The sequence below is a fragment of the Mesorhizobium sp. M1182 genome (assembly GCF_040318335.1).
Taxonomy (GTDB): domain Bacteria; phylum Pseudomonadota; class Alphaproteobacteria; order Rhizobiales; family Rhizobiaceae; genus Mesorhizobium.
In genome coordinates, this window is record NZ_JAMYMD010000005.1 from 101,469 (window position 1) to 127,472 (window position 26,004).

At 63.0% G+C, this 26,004-nt stretch carries 20 protein-coding genes; 11 read left to right on the plus strand and 9 right to left on the minus strand.

Translation table 11 applies throughout. The features are described 5' to 3' along the window. Positions 1–74: 74 nt before the first annotated feature. Complete coding sequence (locus tag NKH33_RS08965; RefSeq protein WP_352918988.1) at positions 75–3,083, minus strand: caspase family protein; 3,009 nt, start codon at positions 3,081–3,083, stop codon at positions 75–77. A 149-nt stretch (positions 3,084–3,232) separates the two neighbouring features. Here NKH33_RS08965 and NKH33_RS08970 point away from each other — a divergent pair, with 149 nt between their 5' ends. From NKH33_RS08970 to NKH33_RS08985, 4 genes are all read left to right on the plus strand, one after another. Beyond that, the gene (locus tag NKH33_RS08970) at positions 3,233–4,183 is read left to right on the plus strand and encodes an AEC family transporter (RefSeq protein WP_352470327.1); all 951 of its coding nucleotides are present in this window, start codon (positions 3,233–3,235) and stop codon (positions 4,181–4,183) included. 211 nt (positions 4,184–4,394) lie between these two features. Beyond that, a complete protein-coding gene (locus NKH33_RS08975) occupies positions 4,395–5,852 on the plus strand; it encodes an NAD-dependent succinate-semialdehyde dehydrogenase (RefSeq protein WP_352470328.1) in 1,458 nt (485 codons plus the stop codon). Positions 5,853–5,932: 80 nt separating this feature from the next. Continuing rightward, a complete protein-coding gene (locus tag NKH33_RS08980; RefSeq protein ID WP_352918990.1) occupies positions 5,933–6,958 on the plus strand; it encodes an aldose epimerase family protein in 1,026 nt (341 codons plus the stop codon). A 341-nt stretch (positions 6,959–7,299) separates the two neighbouring features. Next, positions 7,300–9,057, plus strand: coding sequence for an adenylate/guanylate cyclase domain-containing protein (locus NKH33_RS08985; protein WP_352918992.1), 1,758 nt, complete (start codon positions 7,300–7,302; stop codon positions 9,055–9,057). 354 nt (positions 9,058–9,411) lie between these two features. Here NKH33_RS08985 and NKH33_RS08990 read toward each other — a convergent pair whose 3' ends face one another. The 5 genes from NKH33_RS08990 to NKH33_RS09010 form a co-directional block, all read right to left on the minus strand. Continuing rightward, entirely contained in the window at positions 9,412–10,266 is an 855-nt protein-coding gene (locus NKH33_RS08990; protein ID WP_352918993.1) for a phosphorylase family protein, read from the minus strand. An 80-nt stretch (positions 10,267–10,346) separates the two neighbouring features. Then, complete coding sequence (locus NKH33_RS08995; protein ID WP_352624600.1) at positions 10,347–11,138, minus strand: ABC transporter permease; 792 nt, start codon at positions 11,136–11,138, stop codon at positions 10,347–10,349. Beyond that, entirely contained in the window at positions 11,131–12,018 is an 888-nt protein-coding gene (locus NKH33_RS09000) for an ABC transporter permease (protein ID WP_352918995.1), read from the minus strand. The genes NKH33_RS08995 and NKH33_RS09000 overlap by 8 nt, the downstream gene beginning before the upstream one ends. Beyond that, entirely contained in the window at positions 12,015–13,052 is a 1,038-nt protein-coding gene (locus NKH33_RS09005; RefSeq protein ID WP_352919151.1) for an ABC transporter ATP-binding protein, read from the minus strand. The genes NKH33_RS09000 and NKH33_RS09005 overlap by 4 nt, the downstream gene beginning before the upstream one ends. Before the next feature lie 126 nt (positions 13,053–13,178). Further along, on the minus strand, positions 13,179–14,219 hold the full coding sequence (locus tag NKH33_RS09010) for an ABC transporter substrate-binding protein (RefSeq protein WP_352470335.1): 1,041 nt from the start codon (positions 14,217–14,219) through the stop codon (positions 13,179–13,181). Positions 14,220–14,252: 33 nt separating this feature from the next. On the opposite strand from NKH33_RS09010, the gene NKH33_RS09015 reads away from it, so the two are divergent. After that, positions 14,253–15,416, plus strand: coding sequence for a LacI family DNA-binding transcriptional regulator (locus tag NKH33_RS09015; protein ID WP_352766854.1), 1,164 nt, complete (start codon positions 14,253–14,255; stop codon positions 15,414–15,416). Positions 15,417–15,428: 12 nt separating this feature from the next. On the opposite strand, the gene NKH33_RS09020 is transcribed toward NKH33_RS09015, so the two are convergent. Further along, positions 15,429–16,013, minus strand: coding sequence for a TetR/AcrR family transcriptional regulator (locus tag NKH33_RS09020; RefSeq protein WP_352815731.1), 585 nt, complete (start codon positions 16,011–16,013; stop codon positions 15,429–15,431). A 107-nt stretch (positions 16,014–16,120) separates the two neighbouring features. Here NKH33_RS09020 and NKH33_RS09025 point away from each other — a divergent pair, with 107 nt between their 5' ends. The 3 genes from NKH33_RS09025 (at position 16,121) to NKH33_RS09035 (ending at position 18,977) form a co-directional block, all read left to right on the plus strand. Then, positions 16,121–16,936, plus strand: coding sequence for an oxidoreductase (locus tag NKH33_RS09025; RefSeq protein WP_352470337.1), 816 nt, complete (start codon positions 16,121–16,123; stop codon positions 16,934–16,936). An 86-nt stretch (positions 16,937–17,022) separates the two neighbouring features. Further along, a complete protein-coding gene (locus NKH33_RS09030; protein WP_352918997.1) occupies positions 17,023–17,970 on the plus strand; it encodes an alpha/beta fold hydrolase in 948 nt (315 codons plus the stop codon). A gap of 5 nt (positions 17,971–17,975) precedes the next feature. Next, positions 17,976–18,977, plus strand: a complete 1,002-nt coding sequence (locus NKH33_RS09035; protein ID WP_352918999.1) for an NADP-dependent oxidoreductase — start codon at positions 17,976–17,978, stop codon at positions 18,975–18,977. Here the strand turns inward: NKH33_RS09035 and NKH33_RS09040 are convergent. Further along, positions 18,970–19,899, minus strand: a complete 930-nt coding sequence (locus NKH33_RS09040; protein ID WP_352919001.1) for a sugar kinase — start codon at positions 19,897–19,899, stop codon at positions 18,970–18,972. The genes NKH33_RS09035 and NKH33_RS09040 overlap by 8 nt on opposite strands. Before the next feature lie 157 nt (positions 19,900–20,056). Between NKH33_RS09040 and NKH33_RS09045 the strand changes: the two genes are divergently transcribed. Both NKH33_RS09045 and NKH33_RS09050 read left to right on the plus strand, forming a co-directional pair. Then, positions 20,057–20,503, plus strand: a complete 447-nt coding sequence (locus tag NKH33_RS09045; RefSeq protein WP_352470464.1) for a FixH family protein — start codon at positions 20,057–20,059, stop codon at positions 20,501–20,503. 7 nt (positions 20,504–20,510) lie between these two features. Next, on the plus strand, positions 20,511–21,710 hold the full coding sequence (locus NKH33_RS09050) for a cytochrome-c peroxidase (protein ID WP_352816925.1): 1,200 nt from the start codon (positions 20,511–20,513) through the stop codon (positions 21,708–21,710). A gap of 24 nt (positions 21,711–21,734) precedes the next feature. On the opposite strand, the gene NKH33_RS09055 is transcribed toward NKH33_RS09050, so the two are convergent. Further along, positions 21,735–22,187, minus strand: a complete 453-nt coding sequence (locus tag NKH33_RS09055; RefSeq protein WP_023676441.1) for an Lrp/AsnC family transcriptional regulator — start codon at positions 22,185–22,187, stop codon at positions 21,735–21,737. A 162-nt stretch (positions 22,188–22,349) separates the two neighbouring features. Here NKH33_RS09055 and putA point away from each other — a divergent pair, with 162 nt between their 5' ends. Beyond that, positions 22,350–25,961, plus strand: coding sequence for a bifunctional proline dehydrogenase/L-glutamate gamma-semialdehyde dehydrogenase PutA (gene putA, locus NKH33_RS09060; protein WP_352919003.1), 3,612 nt, complete (start codon positions 22,350–22,352; stop codon positions 25,959–25,961). Positions 25,962–26,004 lie beyond the last annotated feature (43 nt).

Below are 26,004 nucleotides of genomic sequence, written 5' to 3' on the forward strand. Positions count from 1 at the left end.
TCCCCGGTGACCGGCATATAGGGACGGCAAAGCCGGCTGAAAGACAAGCCGAGTGCAACCTGCGGCCGAAACGCCTATTTCTTCGCTATCTGCTTCTTCACCAGATCGATCTTGCGGTCGGTCAGCGGGATCGGGAGTGTGTAGCCGGCTTCGGTAAAGCCCTGCTTGGCGTTTTCGAAGAATTCGATCGCCTTTTGGTATTCGGCATTGCCGCCGCCATAGCTGCCGCGGTTCCAGTGGACGTCGCCGAGATTGTTCTGCTCGAAGGCCCATTGCATCGGCTGGCTTTCGCGGGTGAAGACCTTGAGCGTTGCCTCGAAGGCGGCTTCGGCTTCGTCCAGATATTTGCCGGTGCGTTCGAGATTGCCGAGATTGATCAGGCTCATGCCGATGCCGTTCTGCGCGTTTGCCCAGTCGACGGGCGAGGTCTCGAAGGTCAGCACCTCCAGCGCTGCCCGGCGCGCGGCGATCGATGCGGCCAGTTTGCCGGGATCGGCCTCGCTCATGCTCAGCCATTGCAGCGCCGAGCCGAGGCCGGCCTGCGCCAGTGCCCATTGCCGCGGCGTCGTCTCGCGCTTGTATTCGCGCAGTGCATCGCGATAGGCCTCGATCGCCGCCTCGTAATGCACCGGCTTGTCGGTCACGCCGCCGAGCAGTTGCAGCGTGTTGCCGAGATTGTAGTGGGTCATCGCCCAGTCGAGCGGAAACTCCTTTTTGGTATAGACGCGCCGTGCCGCCCGGTATGCAGCAGCCGATTGCTCAAGCCTGGCAGGATCGCGCGTGCGCTGGCCGAGCGTCTGGTAGATCGAGCCGAGATTGTTCTCCGCCGAAGCCCAATCCGTCGGAAAACGCTGGCGTGTGAATATGGTCAGCGCGTCGCCATAGGCGGCAGCCGCCTCTTCGAGCAGGCCGGTGCCGAGATCGAAACGGGCAGCACTGCTCAGCGCGTTACCCAGATTGAGACGGCTGCTCGCCCAGGAGAGCGGGAAGGTATCGCGTGTGCGGATTTCGAGCGCGGCGCGGAAGGCGTCGGCTGCCTCGTCGATTTTTGCCTTGTCCTTGCGTTGCGTGCCCAGAGACACCAGCGTATTGCCGAGGTTGTTCTGGACCATCGCCCACTGAACGGGCGCCTTTTCGCGCGTATATTCTTCAAGCGCCAGCCGGTAGGCGGCCTCGGCCTCGGTCAGGCGCTCGCCGTCCGGTTCGCGCTCCGAAAGCGCGTAAAGCGCAAGGCCAAGGTTGCTTTGCGAGGCGGCCCAATCCAGCGGGACTTTGTCGCGCGGCCGCTTCTCCAGCGTGGCGCGCATCGCCACCACCGCCTCGTTCAGGCGTTTCGGGTCGCTCTCGCGTTCGCCGATCTTCAACAGCACATTGGCCAGGTTATTCTGGGCGGCCGCCCAGTTGATGTCGTCTTTCTCGCGCTCGAACACGGCAAGCGAATCGCGAAAGATGTTCGCTGCCTCTTCCAGCCGGTCGATTTGGCGCTCGCGCTCGCCGATCGTCTGCAGCACCACCGCCATGTTGTTGCGGGTGATCGCCCAGTCGCGGTTCTGCTCGCCGTTGGGGATGAAGTTCAGGATGACGCGGTAGGCGTCGATGGCGTGCTGCAGCGCTTGCCTATCGCCGGTGGCGCTGCCATGCGCGTTGAGCGCTTCCGCCTCCTGGTTCTTGTAGTTCCAGCGCAGCCTGTCGTCCCATCTCTCGACCAGCGAGAAGGCCTTGCCGTAATCGTTGGCGGCCGACAGATAGTCGAAGACCAGCGCCGAAGCGTCGGCGCGCCTGGCATAGATCGCCGCGTCGGCAAGACGCTTCTGCCTGACCAGATCCTCCGCCCGATCGACCACGCCGCTGGCCTGCTCGACCCGGCCCACCGCCTGGTCGAGGAAGTTGCGCGCGGTGACGATGGCGCCCTGGCCGATCGCCTTGTCGGCCGAGGCGACGAGGCGGCTGATCTCGGGGTCGTCGGTGCGCAGCGCGTTGCGCTCGGAGATCATCTTCTTCAGGCGCTCGGCCTGCGCATCGAGCAGCTTTTGCAGATCGGTGGGGTCCTCCGGCATGTTTTCGGTGCCGAGCGCCTTCAGCACGCCATACAGCGCGTCGAGCGGGACGCCGTCCTGCAGGGAGGCCAGTTCGACCTGTGCCCGCTTGGGGTTCGGCAACTCGGCGATCGTCAGCAGCAATTGCCGCCGCTCGCCGGTGATCAGGCCGTCGTCGCCGGTCGGCTCCTGCGGTGCAACGCCGAAATAGAGCAGCCGGCGCAGGCTTTCATTGACCCATGGCCGCTGCCTTGCCTTGGCGTCGAGATAGACCTCCTCGGTCACCATGCGCATGACCGAGCCGAACTCGGTGCCCTTCATTGCCGCTAGGTGGCGCAGAAGTGCCGCTGCGTAGGGGCTGTTTTCGCCGACGATGCCATCGAGTGCCGGCCGCCCCGGCTCGGCGGCAAAGCCGATCACCGTTCCCAGATTTTCCGTCGCGGTCGCGTTTGCCAGTGCCCTGGCGCCGCGCACCGGCTCCAATCCACCGGCGCCAATCGGCGAGGCCGAGGCCGTCGGCGCCCGGCGCAGCACTGCATCCGCCGGAAACGGGTTGGTGCGGCAGGCATCGAGCAGCATGATCGTTACCGGCACGGTCGTGTTCAATTCGTCCATGACGGCGGAGATCGGCACCAGGGCCTGATCGGCGTCCTTCAATGAAGAAACGTCGGCGTCGACCGGCACCAGATAGTTGTCGCCGCCGGCCTCGATGCCGTGGCCGGAATAGTAGATCAAGGCGACGTCGGCGTCCTCTGCATCCTCGGCGAAACGCTTGAGGTCGCGCTTCAGCTTTGCCGTGTCGCGGTCGGTGACGCTGCGCGCGTCGAAGCCGAGATCGGTCAGCATCTTGGTGATGTCGCGGGCGTCGTTGGCGGGGTTGGGAAGAGCCGCTATGTGCTGGTATTTCGACTGGCCGACAATCAGCGCCACGCCCTTGAGGCTCGCCGGCTCCGCGCGAAGCAAGGTCGTGACCAGGCAAAGCAGGGCGCCGACGAAAACCGTCAGCCACGCCTGCTTGAAGAAGTGCTGATTTCCGACAGCGCCCATTCGCCGCGTTTCCCCCAACAACCCTTTATAGCGCTGGCATCCAACCATGAGCAAATTCGGGCAAGATCCGAGCGGCCGGATTGTTGGCCGGTACATTCGCGAGGGAAGGGCGATTGCGCCGCCGCCGAGCCTCGCCTATCACGGGAAAAATGTCTCCGCTTACCGAAACCGTCCTCTTCGTCTTCAGTCTTGTCGGGCTCGGCTATCTTGCCGGGTTGACCGGCTATTTGAAGCCGGCGAGCGGTGAGGGCGTATCCGAATTCGCCATCAACGTGGCAATGCCGCTTTTGCTGTTCCAGACCATGGTAAAGGCTGATTTCCACGGCGTGGCTCCGTGGTCGCTGTGGGGCGCCTATTTCGCGGCGGTGGCGCTTACCTGGGCTGCCGGCCATCTGGTCATTACGCGCATCTTCGGGCGGGACGCCCGCGCCGGCGTCGTCGGCGGCGTGTCGTCGTCCTACTCCAACGTTGTCCTGCTCGGCGCGCCCTTCATCATCGGCGTGTTCGGGCCGGCCGGGTTCGAAGTGCTGTCACTGCTCGTCTCCATTCACCTGCCGGTGATGATGATGGCCTCGATCATCCTTTTCGAGATGTTCGGCCGCGGCGGCAGCGAGCCTGTGCATCCGCTCCGCGTCGTCAGGAGCTTTCTCAGGCGGGTATTCATCAATCCGCTGATCATCGGCATACTGGCCGGGCTGGCGTGGCGCTTCACCGGTGCGCCGCTGCCGGTGCTTGCGACGCGGCTGAGCGACGCGCTGGCCGGCACGGCCGCCCCGGTGGCGCTGTTCGCCATGGGGCTCAGCCTGCGCCGTTTCGGCATTTCCGGCAATGTAAGGCCGGCGCTGGCGCTGTCGGCGCTGAAACTGTTCCTAATGCCGGCGCTGGTTCTCGGCCTGGTCTGGCTGATCGGCCTGCCGCCATTGACGGCCAAGGTGGCGGTCATGGTTGCGGCGTTGCCGTCCGGCATCAATTCCTATCTCATCGCGGTGCAGTTCAACACCGGCCAGGCGCTGGCGTCGAACCAGATGACCATCGCCACCGCCTGTGCGGTCGTGACCACTGCGTTTTGGCTGACAGTGGTCGTCCATGTTTTTGGATAAGAACTCGGGTTTTTGGATAAGAACCCGGGTTTTTGGATAAGAACCCGGCTGCATCGCCTCTCGCTTTGGCTGGCCCAAACCCTATATGCCATCTTGTGATTGCTTGCGGGGCTTGCCCTGGGCTAAGAGCAGTGGCTCTAGCGATGCTATCGCGCACGTCCATTCACGAAATCAGCGACCGGCCCGCCAGGTGCCGAACGGAGGCGAGATCATGCTTCAGAAAACCAGCCATTTCATGCGGCAGGCCAATCTCATCAATGGCGAATGGGTGCAGGCCGATTCAGGCCAGACGGTCGACGTCAACAATCCTGCCACCGGCCTCAAGATCGGCACCGTGCCGAAGTCGGGCAAGGCCGAGACCCGCCGCGCCATCGAGGCCGCCGACGCTGCCTTCAAGACGTGGCGCAAGACCACCGCGCTCGAACGCTCGAAGCTGTTGCGCAAGCTGCACGACGCGATGATGGACAATCAGGACGTGCTGGCCGAACTACTAACCATCGAGCAGGGCAAGTCGCTGTTCGAATCGAAGGGCGAGATCGGCTCGGCCGCGTCCTACATATTGTGGTTCGCCGAAGAAGGCCGCCGCACCTATGGCGACGTCGTGCCGTCGCCTTGGGCGGACCGCCGTATCCTGGTGACCAAGGAGCCGGTCGGCGTCATCGCCGCCATCACGCCATGGAATTTCCCGTCCTCGATGCTGGCCCGCAAGCTCGGTCCGGCGCTTGCCGCCGGCTGTACCGCCGTGGTCAAGCCGGCGTCGCAGACGCCTTACTCCGGCCTTGCCTGGGGCGCGCTTGCCGAGGAAGTCGGCTTCCCCAAAGGCGTGATCAATATCCTGACCGGCGCTGCCGGCGAGATCGGCGACGAGATCTGTGCCAACCCGCTGGTCAAGAAGATCACCTTCACCGGCTCGACCGAGGTCGGCAAGATCCTGATCCAGAAGTCGTCGGTGACGGTCAAGAAAGTGTCGATGGAGCTCGGTGGCAATGCGCCGTTCATCGTCTTCGATGACGCCGATCTCGAGCGGGCCGTCGCCGGCGCCATCACCGCCAAGTACCGCAATTCCGGCCAGACCTGCGTCTGCACCAACCGCTTCCTGGTGCAGGCCGGCATCTACGACCAGTTTGTCGAAAAGCTGGCTGCTGCGAGCAACGGGCTGAAGGTCGGTTCCGGCCTCGAGGAAGGTGTCCAGCAGGGACCGCTGATCGACGAAAAGGCGGTGGAGAAGGTCGAGGAGCTGATTGCCGACGCTACCGCCAAGGGCGGCAAGGTCGTCGCCGGCGGCAAGCGCCACGCGCTCGGCGGCTCGTTCTTCCAGCCGACGGTGATCGCCAATGCGACGCCGAAGATGCGCTTCATGAAGGAAGAAATCTTCGGCCCGGTGGCGCCGGTATTCAAGTTCGAGACCGAGGAAGAGGCCGTGGCACTCGCCAACGACACCGAGTTCGGGCTGGCCTGCTACTTCTACACCGGCGATCTCGGCCGCGCCTTCCGGGTCATGGAAGGGCTCAAATACGGCATGGTCGGCGTCAATGAAGGGCTCATCACCACCCCTGAAGCGCCGTTCGGCGGCGTCAAGGAATCGGGCCTCGGCAAGGAAGGCGGCCATCAGGGCATCGAGGACTATCTCGACACCAAATATGTCTGCATCGGCGGACTTGGTCTCTAGAAGCCTGATGCGGTAATACCGAAGAAGACCCTGAGCCGCTTCGAAAGGCCAGGCTGGCATCGATCAATGAACTTGCGAGCATGGCAATGAAGGACGGCGAGGTTTTCGGCACGACGCAGGCGGGCGAGGCCGTCCGCCGCTTCACCATCCGTGGCGGCGGCCTCACCGCCAACATCATCGGGCTGGGTGCGATCATCCAGGATCTGCGTCTGGCCGGGCACGACGCGCCGCTGGTGCTCGGCTATGATCGTTTCGAGCACTATGAGACGGATACCGCCTTCTTCGGCACCGTCGTCGGGCGCTATGCCAACCGTATCCGCGACGGCCGCTTCACGCTTGCCGGCAAACGCTATCAGACTGAGCGCAATTTCCTCGAAAAGCACACGCTGCATGGCGGTTCGCAAGGTTTTTCGCGCCGGGCCTGGGCGGTTTCGCTGCATGGCAGGGATTTTGTCACGCTGACCCTGCACGACCCGGACGGCACGATGGGCTTTCCCAGCGCGCTCGACGTGACCTGCACCTACCGGCTCAAGATCCCGGGCACGCTCAGCGTCGAACTGACCGCCACCTGCGAGGAGCCGACGCTCTGCAACCTCACCCAGCATTCCTATTTCAACCTGGATGACGGCGGCGCCGGCGACATTCTCGATCACCGGCTGATGCTGAATGCCGGCGCCTATCTGCCGGTCGACGCGGATCTCATTCCGACAGGCACGGTAAAGCCGGTCGACGGCACGCCCTTCGACTTTCGCCAGGCGCGGCCGCTGCGCATGGAGACCGAGGGCGAACAGCTCCCCTATGACCAGAATTTCTGCCTCGCGTCGACGCGCGGGCCGCTGAAGCAGGCGTCGTGGGCGCAAGGCGCGAATTCCGGCGTCGAGATGGAGCTCTGGACCACCGAGCCGGGCGTCCAGCTCTATACCGGCCAGTATCTGGCGCCGTCCTCGCCTGGATTGGGCGGACGCCAGTACAAGGCGTTTTCGGGCTTCTGCCTGGAGCCGCAAATCTGGCCGGATGCGCCGAACCGGCCGTATTTCCCGCAAGCCACGCTGTGGCCCGGGCAGATCTACCATCACGTGACGGAATACCGGTTCAGGCTGCCTTAGGGCATGACCCCCGGAAACCGGCATGGTTTTGCTGCGCTGACCTCCGGTTCGGAAAGGGTCATGCAAAATTCAAAGTGTTATAGCGTCCTTTGCGCGTCCAATGACGCGCGGCGCACTGGAGTCAAAACGCAATCACTCTGAACGACCGACTTCGAACTCTCTTGGACCTTTGACGCCGAGAGCCCTGACGACGCAAGTTGAACCCTTATCCGACATTCGGGCTCTCATGCAGCAAAGTACACAGACCTGAAAAGCTGTCTTTCAGGGGCGGCGGCAATGGCATCAACCTGCGACCTGCTGTAAGCTTGGAAAGCGGGTAACAATCCGCGAAGGATTGGGGGATGGAACGTCATCTCGCAGCCGTCCTGATTGCCGATCTCGTCGGCTATGGCCGCTTGAGCCAGATCGACGACGAGGGTACGCGTGCGCTTTTCCGAACCGACCTGAACGAAGTATTCAAGCCAAGGATCGCTGCGCACCATGGTCGACTGGTGAAAACCATGGGAGATGGGATGTTGGTCGAGTTCCACAGTGTGGTCGACGCCCTACGCTGCGCGGTCGAAATCCAGCAACAGAAGGCGGAGGTGAACGTTTTCACGAAGCCAGAACGGCGGCTTGATTTCCGCATCGGCATCAATCTGGGCGATGTTATCGTTGAGGGTGACGACATCCACGGTGACGCGGTGAACATCGCCGATCGGCTGCAAGGGCTGGCGGAACCTGGAGGAATCGCGATTTCCGCCACCGCCTGCGACCATGTGAGGGGAAAGGTGCCGATCGGCTTTGCCTCACTCGGCGTGCAGAAAATGAAAAGTATCGCCGAACCGGTTCGCGTGTACCGTGTCTTGATCGACCCCGCTACTGCGGGCAAGATCGTCGGTGCCAAACCACGCCTTTCTTCCGGCGACGACAGTAAGCCGCCGGTAATTGCGGTTTTGCCGTTCGAAAACCTGAGCGCCGACGACGGCTGGACGCGGCTGGCAGACGGCCTGTCGGCCGACATGATCGGCGACCTAGCGCGCTATCCCGACCTTGCGGTCATTTCGCGCCAGACCATGCAGTCCTATCGGGGACGGGCGAGCGACACACGCTCGGTTGGACGGGAACTGAACGCCGATTACCTGCTGGAAGGCACCCTCCAGGCGATCGGACAGCGTGTCCGCGTCGCGGTGCAGCTGGTCGACACCCGGACCGGAGCCAACCTTTGGTCGGCGCGGTTCGACGAGTCGACCGATGATTTTTTTCTCATGCAGGACAGCATCACACAGAACGTTATCAACGCCCTGGCAGGCACTTTCGGCAAGCTCGCCAATCTCGGGCGTGAGGTGGCTCGGCGGAAGCCTCCCTCGAGCCTGGGTGCTTACGACTGCTATCTACTCGGGGTGGAACTGCACGACAGATTCACGACCGATGCGAGGGCAGAAGCCATACGCATGCTGTCCCGCGCCGTGGAACTCGACCCCGGCTTCGCGCGGGCCTGGATGACGTTGGGATTGGCACATGCGGTCGATGCCTTCAATGCCTTCACGCCAGATTCAGCCGCTTCGGTCGAGCGCTGGCGAGAATGCGTGGAAAAGGCTCTGGCGCTCGACCCTACCGATCCGATGACGCGCCTTTACATGGGCGCTCTCCGCGCCATTGACGGCGATATCAGCGGGGCCGCAGAGGAATACGACCGGGCGCTGGCCCTGGCACCCAATGACGCCGATGTGCTGTCGATGCTCGCCTCAAGCCGAGCTCTCGTGTGTGGAAATCCGGAAGAAGGCTGTGCTCTCGCCGAACGGGCGCTTCGCCTCAATCCGCAGGCTCCGAGTTGGTACTACGCGCAGCTCGCCCGGGCGCGGTTCGTCGCCGGTCGCTATGCCGACAGTCTGTCGTCGCTGTGCCAAAGTCCGCCGGATATTCCCGTCACTCTGATGTTCCGTGCCCTGTGCCACGCGCTGCTCGAAGAGTCGGCGCAGGCGCAGTCGATCGCCAGGCGGATTGCCGTCGAGTTTCCAAGGTTCACCGTCGAGAACTTCATCCGAACCTATCCCGTCACCAATCCTCTGGCCCTCGCTGCGATTAAGGAAGGGGCTCGTCGCGCAGGCATAGCGTAGAGCCGAAAACGGTGCCTAGCTGAAGAGGGGGACGCGCTTCCTGGATATGCCACTTGGTAAGCCGGGCCCCGCTTCCGGCACAGGCTGAAGGTCTGCTTCGTAGCGCTAACTGGGCGCTGGCGTGACTCCTGCTAAGCTTCCGCTCATGGCGCTCTGTGCTCATTCCCGCCGACTAATTCAAACGGCAAGTTCCGCCCATCTGGGCCATTGGCGGCAGCCAGTCTGATTGAGTTTTGACCCTAATCCTCAAACGCCGCCCTCAGCGTTTCGAACGTCGCAAACACGCCCAATGCAGCGCCCTCGGGATTCTTGGTCGGTGGCAGAGCTTCAGCTATCCGGCGCACCAAGGTCGTCTCAGAACCGGCTGGAGCGTTCTTTCGGCTGAGGCGACTTCAAGCCGTGACAGGAGCATTCCGGATCAGCGGGAAGTCGCGCGGCGGTCTCCAGCGCGACCCGCGACGCAGTCATGGAGAGACTGGGCAGCACGTCCTCCTGCAGCAATTTCTGGCGATTGCGATCCATGTAGTCGTTGAAGCCCGCCGTCACGAACGCGCAAGGCACGAAACACGCGCCGATCTCGCGCGACAAGGTCGCCTCAGGGGCGATGGAATGGTTGAGTACATCCGCCCCCATGCCACGATATGCCAAGGCTTCGGCAGGCGTTGTCAGCCGGGGCCCATAACAATGGGCAGCCACCAACTGCTGTTCGATGCCATAAACGCGGCATTCGGCTGGCCAATGACGGCGGGCCGTTTCGACCAGAACCGCCGCACATCTTGGACACACGATTTGCTTGCCCGAACAGTCAAAGCTCTGACGGTCAGGAAGCAGTGAAAACGGGGTCTGCGTCAGTTCGATGATGTCGGCGGTCACGACCATGTCGCCCGGCTGGATCGCCTTGTTGACGGCGCCTACGGTCGAGCAGGCGAGAACTTGCCGTACACCCGCCCGCATCAATACCCAGAACGCCCGGCGATGGCAGGAATGGTCGATACGGTCGCGGGGATTGCCATGCGAATACATGCACAGCGCGCGTTTTGCTCTCCCTTCGGCAGTAATCGACGCGTCGAACTCGAGCAGCTTCCAGTTGTCGGTGCGGCCGAAAGGTGTTTCAAAACTCATGTCGCGCCGCAAGGTGCGCACACCCTCGAATTCGACATCTTCCGGGAAGGCAAGCCCCCAGTTTGCCGACCCGGTGATGATGGCCAACCCTACCTGAGGGATGTCCGTCGAATGATCCGTCAGATCGTCGGCTGCGTGGTAATTGGTGGGCATGTTTCCAGTCTCGGTCAGGATTTTTGGCGAAGGGTCACAATCAGGACGACGGCCACGACGATGACGGTCCACAATGTCGAGATCGCCGCAATGGTCGGATCGATCTGATCGCGCAGCGACAGGAACATAAGCTTCGGCATCGTGCTGTTGCGACCGCTTGCGATGAAGATCGAAATCACCGACTCGTCGAGCGAAGTCAGGAACGCCATCAATGTCGCCGACAGCAAGCTGATCCGAAGTTGCGGAACGATGATTCCGCCAATGGACCTGGCCCAGTTTGCACCGAGGCTGCGCGCCGCCTGAACCTGGTTCCAGTCAAAGCGGGCGAGAGCGGGTAGCAACACAATGCAGGCGACCGGAACGGCCAGCACCACATGTCCGACCAGCACACCGAATAGCGTTCCGATCAGATGTTGTGCGGCCAACACAAAGAAGAGACCGATCGCAAGCAGGATACCTGGGGTGATCGAGGGGGTCAGCAGGACGCTCTGGATGGCCGCAGCGGTCTTTCCGCCCAGCCGATTCATTGAAATGCAGGCGAGCAGCGCGAAGGGCACCGCGATCAACGCCGTCAACGTCCCAAGGATCAAACTCGTTCTCAGCGCGGCCATCCACGTTGCCGAGCCGAAGAAGTTCTCGTACCAGCGCAATGAGTAGGCGTGCGGCGGAAACTCGAGGAGATTCGACGCCGAAAAGGAAAGCGGCACCACCACGAGCGTCGGCAGCATCAGAAATGCCATGACAAGAGCGGCAAAGCTCCAGAGCAAAATCCGGGCGAGCCTGTTTTGCGGATAGGCTTCAAGCATGGGAGGCTTCCATGGTGTTCCGGGCCACCAGACGGCGTGCCGCCAGCAACATCACGCCGATCAGCGCCATAAGAACGAGGAGCAGAATGCCCAGGACGCTTGCCGACCCCCAGTCCTGAAAGGTCGATAGTGTACGCTCGATCCGGGTAGAGAGCGGATTTACCTTGCCGCCGCCAAGCACCGCCGGCGTGATGAAAAAACCTATGGCGTAGATGAGGACGATGATCGAACCCGAGAAGATGCCGCCCGCCGAAAGCGGCATAATGACTGTGCGGATGACCTGCCTGAGAGTGGCTCCCATGCTCGCAGCCGCGCGAATGAGATTTGGGTCGATATCGCGCATCGCAGCATAAACAGGCAGCAGAAAAAGTGGCAGCATGTAGTGCACCATGCCGATGAGCGTTCCCGTGAAGTTGTAGACCAGCGGCAATGGCTCCGCCGTCAGGCCTGAACCGGTCAAAGCCGCGTTGATCAGGCCGTCGCGCCGCAAGAGCACGAGCCAACCATAGGTACGCACCAGAATAGAGGTCCACAGCGGCAGCATGACGAACGCCATGAGCACGTTGGCCAGCCTTGGTCTGACGCTGGCCAGCGCCAGCGCCAGAGGAGTGCCGAGGAGAATGCAGCCCGCCAGCGTACCCAAGGACAGTTCGAGGGTCGTGACGAGCGCCGACCACGTCAGTCCGCTCGAAAGGACCTTCTGGTAGTTGCCGACGGTGTACTCACCCCCGGTGGTCAGGAAGGATTGCCGGATGATCCAAAGGATGGGCAGTATCGCCGCCAGTCCAACGATGAACAGCGCCGGGAGCGAAAGTGAAAGAAAAAACCGCCGCTCGCGCCGCGCATCCGCCGCGAGCGCCGGGTCCCGGAGGACGATCACGCCATCGCTCCCGGTATCGCGTGAACCTTCGCTGCCGGTGCATATGCGGTCATCCGCTGACCGGCGGCAAGCTCGGCGCAGCCGCCGGCCAGCGCTGCCGGAATGCAGACAAGAACCTCTTGCCCGCCGTCAAGCGCCAGCGTCAAAAGCCAGTTCTCGCCGCGGAACGCTTTGGAGCGCAGTATTCCTTCGAGAGCCACTCCGTCTCCCCCGACGAGCTTCGCATCAAGATGGAAGCTTTCGGCGCGGATCATCAGGGTTTCGCGTGATGCTTCGGCGCCGTCGATTCTGCGCGCTGAGCCCGGGGCCACAATGTTGGCCTCGCCCATGAACTCCGCGACGAAGCGGGTCGATGGACGATCATAAATCCGCTGCGGCGTATCTATCTGCTGGATGCGGCCAGAATTCATCACCGCAATCCTGTCAGACATAATCAGCGCTTCGCGCTGGTCGTGGGTTACATAGATCGTGGTGATCCGTAGATGATCATGCAGACGCCGGATCTCATACTGCATGGTCTCGCGCAGGTTCTTGTCGAGCGCCGACAGCGGCTCGTCCATCAACATCACGCGCGGTTCGAAGACGATAGCCCGCGCCAATGCCACCCGTTGACGTTGGCCGCCGGATAGTGCGGCAATATTGCGCTCCGCCAGACCATCCAGCTTCACGCGGGCCAAGGTATCAAGCGCCCGCTGACGCGCCTCCGCTCTCGGTACCTTGCGCAGCACCAGCGGATACGCGACGTTCGCCAGGACATTCATGTGGGGAAACAAGGCGTAATTCTGGAATACTATGCCGATGTCTCGTTTGTTGGGCGGCAGGCGGGTGATGTCTCGATCGCCCAAGAAAAGTTTACCGGAATCCGGCCGGACAAAACCAGCCAGAGCCATGAGTAACGTGGTCTTGCCCGATCCCGATGGCCCTAGCAGCGTGAGGAATTCGCCAGCCTGAATGTCGAGCGAAACATCATCCAGTGCGACGTAGGACCCATAAGCCTTGTGCACGCTTTCGACGGTGATCGCGAGCGACTTCATCATGTGCTCCAGCCTTAAAGCGCGTCGCGTTCGACTGGCTTCACGCGACGCGCTTTAGGTTTCTTGTTTTCATGCATGTCGTTGTCGCGCTGCACATTTTTGCGCGACATGCGTCAGAGCTGAGAGTCAGCGAGCCATCATTTCATCGAAGGCTCTTTGGGCAGCCTCGCCATTCTTGACCCACCATTCTGAATTGGAAAACACCGAAGTGCCAGCATTTTCAGGCGCGGTCGCAAGGGTCTTCAGACGGTCCTCGGGAATAAGGCCACCCTCATATGCCGCAGGATTGACTGGGCCGTAGGCAATGAAATCGGTCAGCTTGGCAACCCGCGCGGGCTGCGTCATCGCTGCGATGAGCTTCATCGCGGCTTCCTTGTTCGGCGCTCCCTTCGGCACCCCAAGACAGTCCGTGCCGATGACCGAACCCTTGAACGTGTAGTCAGCCGCGCCGCCATCGGCTTTCACGGTTTGGGCGCGTCCGTTCCAGGTAATGACCAAATCCGCCTCACCGTCTTTCAGCAACTGCGCCGACTGGGCGCCCGAGGTCCACCACACGGCGACATCTGGTTTGATCGCTTCAAGCCGCTTGATGGCGCGCTCTAGCCCTTCCGGGGTGCTGAGCACGGAATAGACGTCCGCCGGTGCCACGCCATCGGAGAGAAGCGCGATCTCGATCGAGTCTTGCGCATTGGCGCGCAACGCGCGACGGCCAGAAAATTTGGCAACATCCCAGAATTCCGCCCACGTCTTCGGCGGGTTCTCGCCATAGGTCTTGGTGTTCCACGACATGACGGTGCCATAGGAGTCAAACGGATAGCAGTAGTCGGACTTCGCACCCTCCGGCACGGATTTCGGATCGATGATCTTGTAGTCGAGTGGCTCCAGCAGCGATTGTGCGGCCGCCTGGGCACCTTCCGGTGAGCCCAGGTGAATGACGTCGGTCGTGACCGCACCCGAGGTGACCTGCATCTTCAAGGCGGCCAGGCCGTCGCTTAGGGTCTCCTCGCGGACATCATAGCCAAGCTCTTTTGCAGCAGGGGCCCACATGGCCTCCTTCATGGCGTTGCCATAGTCGCCACCCGCGGTCGTGATTGTGACCGTCTGCGCATGCACGGGCAGGGCAGCCGAGATTGCGAATGCTGTTAAGGAAATGCGTAGCCAGGACATAGGTTCTCCTCCCCAACTTTTATGGAATATCGCTTGAAAGAGCCATTATTTTGTAATCGTAACGTTACGATTGCATCTGAATGCGCCGGAGTCAAGCTGCTTCCTGCGGGAGTTTGGATTGACCGGGATGTCGAATTCGGTAACGTTATGGCGGTCAGCAAATCAGCCGGCGCTTTCGCAAATGAAGTCGGGCGAACAATGGCCAATCTAAAGCAGATCGCCGCTGAACTTTCCCTGTCGGTGACCACGGTATCCCGCGCTCTGAAGGATGGGCCGGAGGTGCAGCCCTCGACCATAGCCCGCGTCAAGGAGGCGGCCAAGCGGGTCGGCTATCTACCAAATCATCATGGTCGCGCGCTCAAAACCGGTCGAACGCAGACGCTGACGGCAGTACTCCCGATGGAAACACGAGACCATCTGTCCGATCTATTAAAGCTTCCTTTAATCGAAGGCATGACGCTGGCGGCGCGGCAAGCCGGTTATAGTCTGTCCATCTATTCCACCACTCCCGACGACGATCCCGTTGAGAGTGTGCAGCGGCAGCTTCAGGCGCACAGCGCAGACGGCCTGGTCATCACGCGCCTGGTGTCGGCTGATCCGCGCGTCAAGCTGCTGCTGGATAAACGCATGCCGTTCGTCGCGTTTGGAAGAACCGACTTGGATATCGCGTATCCTTACGTCGATGTCGACAATGAACAGATTGCCTATGAGGCGACCCGGCGGCTCATGGATAAGGGCTGTCGACGTATTGCGCTGCAACTTCTCGTTCCGGAGGACCAGGCGAGTGCCACGCGTCTTTCCGGGTATGGAAGGGCAATGGCCGAGGCTGGCATTCCGATCGACCCATCGTTGATCGGTCATGGCATGTTCACCATGGAATCGAGCGCAGGCTGGTTCGATCGCTTGCTGGCGTCATCAGATCCGCCAACGGGCTTGGCGTGCGCCAACGAACTGGGCCTTCTGGGAGCGTTGCACGCTCTCGGCAAGCGGGGTCTCACACCAGGCCGCGACGTCCACATCGTCACCCGTGACAGCACGCGGCTGGCCCGCTTCCTGCCGGCAAAGATCGGAGTTCATTCCGTGGATATGGCGGGTGTTGGACGCAAACTTATCGAAGTCCTGGAGAGCCGGATCATCAATCCGCTCGGGCCGGTGGAGACAGTCTTGGTGCAAGGCAGATTCGAGCCGGCCGAATAGTCCGGGCGGCCCTCAGGAGGCCACCTCGTCTTGAACCGGCCGGATCAGCGCCTTTGCGGCAGCTGCTCCCGCCGCGAGGATACGATCCGATAATTCCGTTCCTTCCACGGCGCGCGCGAGTTGAAGCGCGCCGATGAGCGTTGCAAACATGCCCAACGCAGCGCCCTCGGGATCGTTCGTCTGCGGCAGAGCTTCAGCTATCTGGCGCACCAGGGATTGAGCGCGCTCGGCATAGAGGGCTCGCGTTTCAGGCGGCTGCCGCGCAATTTCCGGCAACAACGCGGCCGATGCGCAACCCTTTCCAGGATTGTCCCGGTGCTCGGCCGATAGATACGTCTCTATGGCCATTTCCGGACCGCCGGCGGCCAATGCTTCCTGCACTTCATGCGACTGCGCGTCCAAGGCCGCCGCCACGCTTTCACGGACGAGCTCCGCCTTCGACTGGAAGTGCGGATAGAAGGCGCCGTTCGTCAGCCCGGCGTCGCTCATGATGGTTGCCAGCCCGGACGCCGCGATGCCGTCAGATCGAAAACGTTCGGCGGCGACCTCCATGATCCGGCTGCGTGACGCGTTTTTTCGGCCCTTTTCGTAGCGCATGGTCTTTCTTTCCTGTCCTGCTATTGCATTATGCTCATAATCTGATATTACGACCATAATTCAATTTGTGGAAATAAGCTAGACCTCTCGAACCTGGAACATCAAAAATGAATGGGAATTCTGAAAAGACCGCAATCGTGACCGGAGCCTCCTCCGGCATCGGCCGCGCCAGCGCCGAGGCCTTGGCGCGGGCGGGTTTCACTGTCTTCGGGACAAGTCGCCGCAAGACCAGTAATGGTCCGGGCGGAGTGACCATGCTGGCATGCGACGTGACCGATGATGCGGCCGTCAATGCGCTCGTTGCGAACGTGCTCGCGCAGACCGGCCGGATCGACCTCCTGGTCAACAATGCCGGTGTCGGTCTGCTAGGCGGCGCCGAGGAATCCTCGGTCGCCCAGGTACAAGCCCTGTTCGACGTCAATCTGTTCGGCGTCATGCGGATGACCAATGCGGTGTTGCCGTCGATGCGGCGGCGCGGCGAAGGGCGCATCATCAATATCGGCTCCATTCTGGGACTGGTACCCGCGCCATACTCAGCTCATTACTCGGCGGTCAAGCACGCGCTCGAAGGCTATTCGGAATCGCTCGACCACGAGGTGCGCGCCTTCAACGTCCGCGTTTCCGTCATCGAGCCGGCATTCGTCCGCACCGTCTTCGACCAGAACGGCATCGAGCCGGATTCGCTGTTGAAGGAATACGATCGGGCTCGAGCCGGGCTCAAGGCGCTGCTGGGCGATGTGATGCCCAAAGCCGATCGGCCGGAAGTGGTGGCGGATGTGGTTGTCAAGGCAGCGACCGATGCCCGCCCGCGACGGCGCTATACCGCTGGCAACGCAGCGCGCCAGGTCAGCCTGCTGCGCCGCTTTGCCCCCGCGGGGATTTTCGACAAGAGCCTGCGCAAGCAGTTCCGACTGCCGGTCTGAACAACGGCGAGCCAGAGGATTTCACGCACATGCGACTAGCAACCACAACACATTTAGCCAGGCCCTACGAAACGGAGACGCCAAGCATGACACATAGATCCAATCGGTCGCCGCGTTCACCGGCATTGTTCCAGGACGCGCCAACGCTCTCGATCGATGTCGGCGGCATAGCTTTTGCGTACAGGGAACTCGGGCCCAGGACGGGCGTGCCGGTGATCCTGCTCAACCATCTGGCTGCTCAGCTGGACAATTTTGATCTGCGCATCGTCGATGGCCTCGCTGCGACCCGGCGGGTAATTGCCTTCGACAATCGCGGCATCGGTGCTTCGGGTGGCAAAACTCCGTCGACCATTTCCGGCATGGCGCGGGATGCAATCGCCTTTGTCCGGGCGCTGGGGTTCGAAGAAGTCGATCTCTTCGGCTTTTCACTCGGCGGCTTCGTGGCGCAAGAGATTGTGCTGACCGAGCCCAAGCTTGTGCGCAAACTCATCCTGGCTGGCACGGGGCCGGCCGGTGGGCAAGGCATCGACAAGGTGACGCCGCTGACGATCGTGGACATGATCAAGGGCGCGCTGACTTTTCGGGATCCGAAGTACTATCTCTTCTTCACAAGAACGCCGAATGGGCGCCGCGCCGCAAACGCATTTCTGGAACGGCTGAAGGAGCGCCGGAACAACCGGGACAAGGCGATATCGCTGAGCGCGTTCGTCGCGCAACTCAAGGCGATCAAGGCCTACGGACTCCAGGCGCCACAAGACCTGAGCACCATCCGCATTCCCACTTTGGTTGCGAATGGCGACCAGGACAGGATGGTGCCGAGCAGCAATACCTATGATCTCGCCGGGCGTATCCCGGGGGCGCATCTGGTCATCTATCCGGATGCCGGGCATGGCGGGATATTTCAGAACCACGCCGATTTTGTCCCGAAGGCCCTGTCCTTCCTCGAGGCTGAGGCCTTGCCGCAAGGCGGCTATGCAGCTGAAAACGTTCGGCTTGTTTCGTCCCGAACAGCAACAGACATTCTTGGAAAGTAACTGCCATGAAGGCATTCGTTGTTGATAAGTATAACAAGAAGGGCATTCTGCGGCTGGCCGAAATGCCGGAGCCGGAGCTCCAGGACAGCGATGTCTTGGTAGAGGTCCATGCCGCAGGGGTGAACCTGCTCGATTCCAAGGTCAAAACCGGAGAATTCAAGCTCATCCTGCCCTACCGCCGGCCCTTCATCCTGGGCCACGACGTGGCTGGGAAGGTTATCCGCGTAGGATCGCAAGTCAGCAAGTTCAAGGCCGGCGACGAGGTCTATGCGCGGCCGCGCGACGGCCGGATTGGGACATTCGCCGAATTCATTGCCGTGAATGAGGCCGACGTAGCCTTGAAGCCCGAGAATCTCAGTATGGAAGAGGCGGCGTCGATTCCCCTGGTCGGTCTCACCGCCTGGCAGACGCTCATCGAACGGGCAAACCTGAAGAAGGGACAGAAGGTCTTCATTCAGGCTGGTTCCGGCGGCGTCGGGACATTTGCTATTCAGTTGGCCAAGCACCTCGGCGCGACCGTTGCGACAACCGCGAGCGCGGCAAGTGCCGATCTGGTCAAAAGTCTCGGCGCCGATGTCGTCGTCGACTACAGGAAAGACGACTTCGAGAAAGTTCTGTCGGGCTACGATGTCGTCTTGAACAGCCAGGACGCCAAGACACTGGAAAAATCCGTGAGGGTGCTGAAACCGGGTGGCAAGCTCATCTCCATCTCCGGTCCACCGGATGCCGAATTTGCCAGGGAAAAGGGACTGAACTTGACGCTGAGGCTGGTGCTGCGCTTCCTGAGTCGCGGAATTCGGGCCAAAGCCAAGCGCCGCGGCGTGCAGTTTTCGTTCCTTTTCATGTGGGCGCAGGGCGATCAGCTGAGCAAAATCACCGCTCTCATCGAAGCCGGCGCGATCCGCCCGGTTGTGGATCGGGTCTTTCCATTCGAAGCGACCAATGACGCCTTGGCCTATGTCGAAACAGGACGCGCCAAGGGCAAGGTCGTCATCAAGGTCAGATAGCGGGTGCCTCGAACGCAGCCTTGAGCGTCTCGAACGGCGCCAGGGCGCCGCGCACCTGCACGACGGCGGCGGCGACGCGATGAGCGCGCAGCACGGCTTCTGCCGGGGCATGGCCGGCAAGGCGGGCGGCGAGGTAGGCGCCGTTGAAGGAGTCGCCGGCGCCGGTGGTGTCGACCGGGGTGGCGACGTGCACCGCCGGAACCGATTGCAAGGTTCCGTTTTGCGCGATCAGCGCCGGTTCCTCACCGTTCTTGACGACGACTTCGCCGGCCAGCTTTCGCAGCCGTTCGGCTGTTTTCTGCGGTGTCGTATCACCAAACAGCATCTGCTCGTCGGGAAAGGTCGGGAGCGCGATGTCGGCGACGGCGAGTGCCTCGAGGATCGCGGCCTGCGCGTCCTCGCGCCGGCGCCACAGCCGCGGCCGGTAATTGGGATCGAAGGCAATCAGCGAGCCGGCCGCGCGCGCCGTGGCCACGGCCGTCAGCAGTACCTTGCGTGGAGCCTCGTCGAGAATTGCCAAAGTTATACCGGAAAAATAGACAAGCGCCTGGTTTTCAAGGCTTTTCTGCAAAGCGGCTGGGTCCGAAGCCAACTGCCTTGCGGCCGCATCGGCCCGCCAATAGGTGAAAGAACGTTCGGCGCCGATCAGCGTGATCGCATAGAGGCCGGGGCGGGCGCCCGCTATCACCGGGCTGGCGCCGATGCCGATGCCGCTCTCGGCCAGGAACTTGATCTGGTCGCGCGAGAACGGGTCGTCGCCGAAGGCCGACACATAGGTCGCCGGCCGCTCGCCGCTCAAGGCATGCAGCGCCCATAACGTGTTGAACGTGTCGCCGGCAAAGCCCATGCGCCAGTTCGGCCCGGCCTGGCCCGAAAGCTCGAGCATGCACTCGCCGATCGAGGCGATGCCGTTTCCTGCCATGAAGCACTCCTCCATCCTGCAATTGCGGTGCTGTAGCTTTTTGCAGCCGGCAGCGCCATGCTTGGCGACGGCGGATTCTTGCACTGGGCTCGATTTCCCACAGGGGCGTGGGACGCGATCTGCCCAGCGAAACGTTATCCGCAGAACAGGAATGGGTTTGGCATCGTTATGGCGTTATCTTCTTGGAGGCCTCGGCCTGGCTGCCTTGCTCGCCGGAGTGCTGGCAATCGTCTATCTGACGGCGCCGCATGCACCCCAACCAAGTTCGGACGTCGGCCGTTCCAAGACGACGGCGAACAAGCTGTTCGTGGCGACTTTCGAGCCCGAGAAAGGCGTCATCCGGCAGGGCGAACTGGAATCCTGGCTGCTCACGCTCAAAACCGTCGAGGGTGCGCCGGTGGAAGGTGCTGCGATAACGATTTCCGGCGGCATGCCGCAGCACAAGCACGGTCTGCCGACCAGCCCGCAGGCGACCGATTACCTCGGCGCGGGGCGCTATCGCATCGACGGCGTCAAATTCACGATGAGCGGGTGGTGGCAATTGCATTTTGCCATTTCCGCTGCGGCCGGTTCGGACACTGTCGTCTTCAATGTGGTGCTGTGAGCCACTGATGAGCCGGTTTCCCAGTCTTCTCGCGTTGGTGGTGGTGGCCCTGCTTGCCGGCTGCGGCAGACCGGAGTTTTCCGATGCCGAAAAGCAGACCATCGCCTCGCTGGCACTATCCAAGCTGCCGCCGCTGAAGCCCGACACCACCAATCGCTTCGCCGATGTGCCGGCCGCCGCGGCACTCGGCTCGACGCTGTTCTTCGACACCGGGATGAGCGGCGACGGCACGGTATCGTGCTCGACCTGCCACAAGATCGACCGCCAATTCCAGGACGACTTGCCGCAAGCGGTCGCCGTCGGCCGCACCAACCGTCGTACCATGCCGTTGGCCGGCGTCGCGCATGATCCCTGGTTCTTCTGGGACGGGCGGCGCGACAGCCTGTGGGCGCAAGCGCTGACACCGCTCGAAAATCCGCTGGAGCAGGCCGGCAACCGCGCCGCCTTCGCGCATTACATCAAGGCCCGCTTCGGCGAGCGCTACGAGCGCATCTTCGGGCCGCTGCCGGACCTTTCGGGCGTGCCGGCCAATGCCGGCCCGCTCGGCACCGATGCCGAGAAGGCGGCCTGGAACGCCATGCCCGCCAGTCAAGCCGAGGAGGTCAACCGCGTCTTTGCCAACATCGGCAAGGCGATCGCCGCCTTCGAGCGCTCGATCGCGCCGCCGCAGACACGCTTCGACCGCTTCGCCATCGACCTGGCTGCGGGCGCCGAGCCGAAAGGCGACGCCGCCTTTTCGCCGGAGGAAATCCTCGGCCTGAAGCTGTTCATCGGCAAGGCCAATTGCGTGACCTGCCACAATGGCCCGCGTTTTACCGACGGCAGCTTCCACAACACCGGCGTGCCGCCGGTCGCGGGCCTGCCGCCGGATCGCGGCCGCGTCGACGCGGTGGCGCAGGTCGAGGCCGATCCGTTCAACTGTTTCGGCGCCTTTCGCGACGGCGATGCCAGCGCCTGCCGCGAGTTGCGCTTCATGGTCAAGACCGGGCCGGAACTCGTCCGCGCCTACAAGACGCCGTCGCTGCGGGGTGCCGCCACCCGGCCGCCCTACATGCACGCCGGGCAGTTTTCCTCCCTCGACGAGGTGGTGGCGCATTATTCGAAGGCACCGGCAAGCGTCGAGGGCACATCCGAGATCCACCCGCTGCAGCTTTCGGACCGCGAACGCGCGGCGCTGGTGGCGTTTTTGAAGACACTGGCGGAGTGAGGGCGGGACAACAACAGCGCTCTCCTACCGATCCTTCACCGTCTCCATCGCGACAAACGTCGAGGTCTGGGCAACGTGCGGCAGGGCGGAGATACGCTCGCCGAGTACGCGGCGGTAGGCGGCGATGTCGGTGGTGCGGACCTTCAGCAGATAGTCGAAGCTCGATGCCATCATGTGGCACTGCTCGATCTCCGGCACCGCCTGCACGGCGCGGTTGAAGGCGTCGAGCGCGGCCGAGCGGGTGTCGGACAGTTTCACCTGGACGAAGGCGACATGGCCTTCGCCCATGCGCTCACGGTCGATGATCGCCTGGTAGCCCCTGATGAAGCCGTCCTTCTCCAGCCGTTTGACTCGTGCCTGCACCGGCGTCTTCGACAGGCCGACTTTCGCCGCCAGTTCCGACATGGAAAGCCGGCCATTGCTGCCCAGAGCCGACAGGATGTTCCTGTCGATGCGGTCCAATTGGTCTTCCGTCACTGAATTCCTGGTCGAATTGGAGGTGATCAGTCCTAATGATAGATCGATCGATCTGTTCTGTCGACTTCTTTGGACCGACTGCAATCCCTACTTATGTTAGCTTGCGCCGTTCGGTCCGGCGACCGTCGGCCCGCTCCCTTATGCTCGCTCTACAGGACCGCCATGCCAGCGCTCGATACCATCCGCCAGCAGATCCGTGCCAATTATTTGCCCGACGAAGACCAGGCGGTGAAGCGGCTGGCCGAGGCGGCCGGGCTGTCCGCGCAAGACCGCAAGGCGATTTCGGCGCGTGCCGCCGATCTGGTGCGGGCGGTGCGCGGCTCGTCCGATCCGCGGCTGATGGAGGTGTTCCTGTCCGCCTATGGCCTGTCGACCAAGGAGGGCGTGGCGCTGATGTGCCTGGCCGAGGCGCTGCTGCGGGTGCCAGACACCGAGACGATGGACGACCTTATCGCCGACAAGATCGCGCCGCACGACTGGTCGGCGCATGCGGGCGGCTCGAGCTCGATCTTCATCAATGCGTCGACCTGGGCGCTGATGCTGACCGGCCGCGTGCTCGACGAGGGCGAGGGCGGCATCGAAGGCACGCTGCGCGCCATGGTGCGCCGGCTTGGCGAGCCGGTCATCCGCAAGGCCGTCGCCGCCGCCATGCGCGAAATGGGCGAGCAGTTCGTGCTCGGCCGCACCATTGCCGAGGCGGTCAGGCGCGGCCGACCGATGACGCAGAAGGGCTATCTCTATTCTTTCGACATGCTGGGCGAGGCGGCCCGCACCGAGGCCGACGCGCTGCGCTACCTCAAGGCATATGCCGATGCCATCTCTTCGCTCGATGCCGGCGCCAACGGCCCCGACATCCGCCAGAACCACGGCATCTCGGTAAAACTGTCTGCGCTGCATCCGCGTTATGAAGTGACGCAGAAGGAAAAGATGCTGCCCGTCATGGCCGAGCGGCTGTTGTCGCTGGCGCTGGCGGCGCGCCATTCGCGCATGGGCCTCAACATCGACGCCGAGGAAGCCGACCGCCTCGATTTGTCGCTCGACGTCATCGAGCGGGTGCTGGCCGAACCGGAGCTTGCCGGCTGGAACGGTTTTGGCGTCGTCGTGCAGGCCTATGGCCCGCGCGCGGCCTTCGTCATCGACTGGCTCTACGAGCTGGCGAGGAAATACGACCGCAGCATCATGGTGCGGCTGGTCAAGGGTGCCTATTGGGACACCGAGATCAAGCGGGCGCAGACGCTCGGGCTCGACGGCTATCCGGTTTTTACCCGCAAGGCCAACACCGACGTCTCCTACCTGGCCTGCGCCAAGAAGCTGTTGGCGATGACCGACCGCATCTATCCGCAATTCGCCACCCACAACGCCCACACCGTCGCCGCGATTCTGTCGATGACGACGGAGCGCGATACGTTCGAGTTCCAGCGGCTGCATGGCATGGGCGAGGCGCTGCATGAGACGGTGCGGCGGGCCGAAGGCACGCGCTGCCGCATCTATGCGCCGGTCGGTGCTCATTCCGACCTGCTCGCCTATCTGGTCCGCCGGCTGCTCGAAAACGGCGCCAATTCCTCCTTTGTCCACCAGCTCACCGACGAGGAAGTCGAGCCCGAGGACATTGCCCGCGACCCGCTCGAAACGGTGGAGAAACAAGGTCCCGCCGCCAATCCAGCGATCGTGCCGCCGTCGGCGATCTTCGGTCCCGGCCGGCGCAACTCCAAGGGTTTCGATATCACCGACACGCTGACGCTGGCTGCGATCGACAAGGCGAGGGCCGAGTTCGCCGGGCCGGAGCGCTGGCACGCCAAGCCGGTCAGCCGCGCTGCCGGCTATGGCAAGCAGCGTCCGGTGGTCAATCCTGCGAAACCTTCGGAAGTGGTCGGCACGGTCAGCGAGGCCGGCGCCAAGCAGGTCGAGACCGCCGTGCGCATCGCCGTCGAGGCACAACCGGCATGGGCAAGACGGCCGGTCGCCGAGCGCGCTGCCATCCTCAACCGGGCGGCCGATCTCTACGAAGCAAACGCCGTCGAGTTCTTTGCACTCTCCGCCCGCGAGGCCGGCAAATCGCTCGCCGACGGCGTCGCCGAAGTGCGCGAGGCGGTCGATTTCCTGCGCTACTATGCGGCTGAGGCCGCCAATGCCGAGGCGGGCACCGAGGCGCGCGGCGCCATCGCCTGCATCTCGCCGTGGAATTTTCCGCTCGCCATCTTCACCGGGCAGATCGCGGCGGCACTCGTCACCGGTAATTCGGTGATCGCCAAGCCGGCCGAACAGACGCCGCTGATCGCCTTCCGCGCTGTCCAGTTGCTGCGCGAGGCCGGCGTGCCGGAGGATGTCATCCAGCTTCTGCCCGGCGACGGCCCCTCGGTCGGCGGCCCGCTGACCGCTGACCCGCGCATTGCCGGCGTCTGCTTCACCGGCTCGACCGAGGTCGCCAAGCTGATCGAAAAGCAGCTCGCCGACACCGCCGCGCCCGACGCCATGCTGATCGCCGAGACCGGCGGCCTAAACGCCATGATTGTCGATTCCACTGCGCTGCCCGAACAGGCGGTGCGCGACATCCTGGCCTCCGCCTTCCAGAGTGCCGGCCAGCGCTGCTCGGCATTGCGCATTCTCTACGTGCAGAAGGACGTCGAGAAGAAGATGCTTGAGATGCTGAAAGGCGCGATGGAAGCGCTCAGCCTCGGCGACCCGTGGCGGATATCGACCGATGTCGGTCCGGTCATCGATGACGAGGCGCAAGCGTCGATCCGTGACTATTGCACCAAAATGGGCCTGCAGGGCCGGCTGATCGCCAAGCTCGAAGCGCCGAAGGACGGCCGCTTCGTTGCGCCGCACGTCTTTCGGGTCAAGGGCATCGAGGAGTTGGAGCGCGAGGTGTTCGGGCCGGTGCTGCATGTCGCCACCTTCGATGCCGACGAGATCGATGCGGTGATCGCGGCGATCAACCGCAAGGGCTATGGCCTGACCTTTGGCCTGCACACCCGCATCGAAGGCCGCGCCCAGCATTTCGTCGACGGCATCCACGCCGGCAACATCTACGTCAACCGCAACCAGATCGGCGCCGTCGTCGGCGCGCAGCCGTTCGGCGGCGCGGGCCTTTCCGGCACCGGGCCGAAGGCCGGTGGGCCACATTATCTCCGGCGCTTCCGCAAGGGGCCGGAAGCCGGCACCCATCTTGCCGAAGGCCGCAAGGTGACGGCGACCGAGCTCGCCGACAATCTGCCGGACCCGGCCTTTGGCGGCTGGTCGACGCGGCCGGATCGCGTCGCCATCCTGAGGAAACATCTGCGCGGCAAGGGTGCCGCGGCTATCGGCACTGCCGCCGGCATCGATTTCGGCCAAGTCGACCTGCCCGGGCCGACCGGCGAGGCCAACACGCTGTCGCTGTCGCCGCGCGGGCGCGTGCTGTGTCTGGGTCCCGACGCGGATACGCTGCTTGCGCAGACGATCCAGGCGCTGGCCGCCGGCAATGCCGTGCTCGCCGTCGCACCCGGCGCGCCGGCAGCGCTGTCGGCGCTGACCGGCAAGGGCCTGCCGCTGGCGGCCATCGACGGCCGGCCGGACCCGGTCGAAGCGCGCTCGCTGCGCGTCGATGTCGTTGCCTTTTCCGGCACGCCCGAGGCCGCGCGCATCGTGCGCAAGGTCATCGCCGAGCGCGCCGGCCCGATCGTGCCGCTGGTCAGCGAAGTCTATTATCCGGCCGCCTACGCCCACGAGCGCGCCGTCTGCGTCGACACCACGGCGGCGGGCGGCAATGCCAGCCTGCTGGCCGCTGCGTAGGTTTCGCCAGGGTTCGCGTATCGCGGGGCAGGGGCGGCGCCGA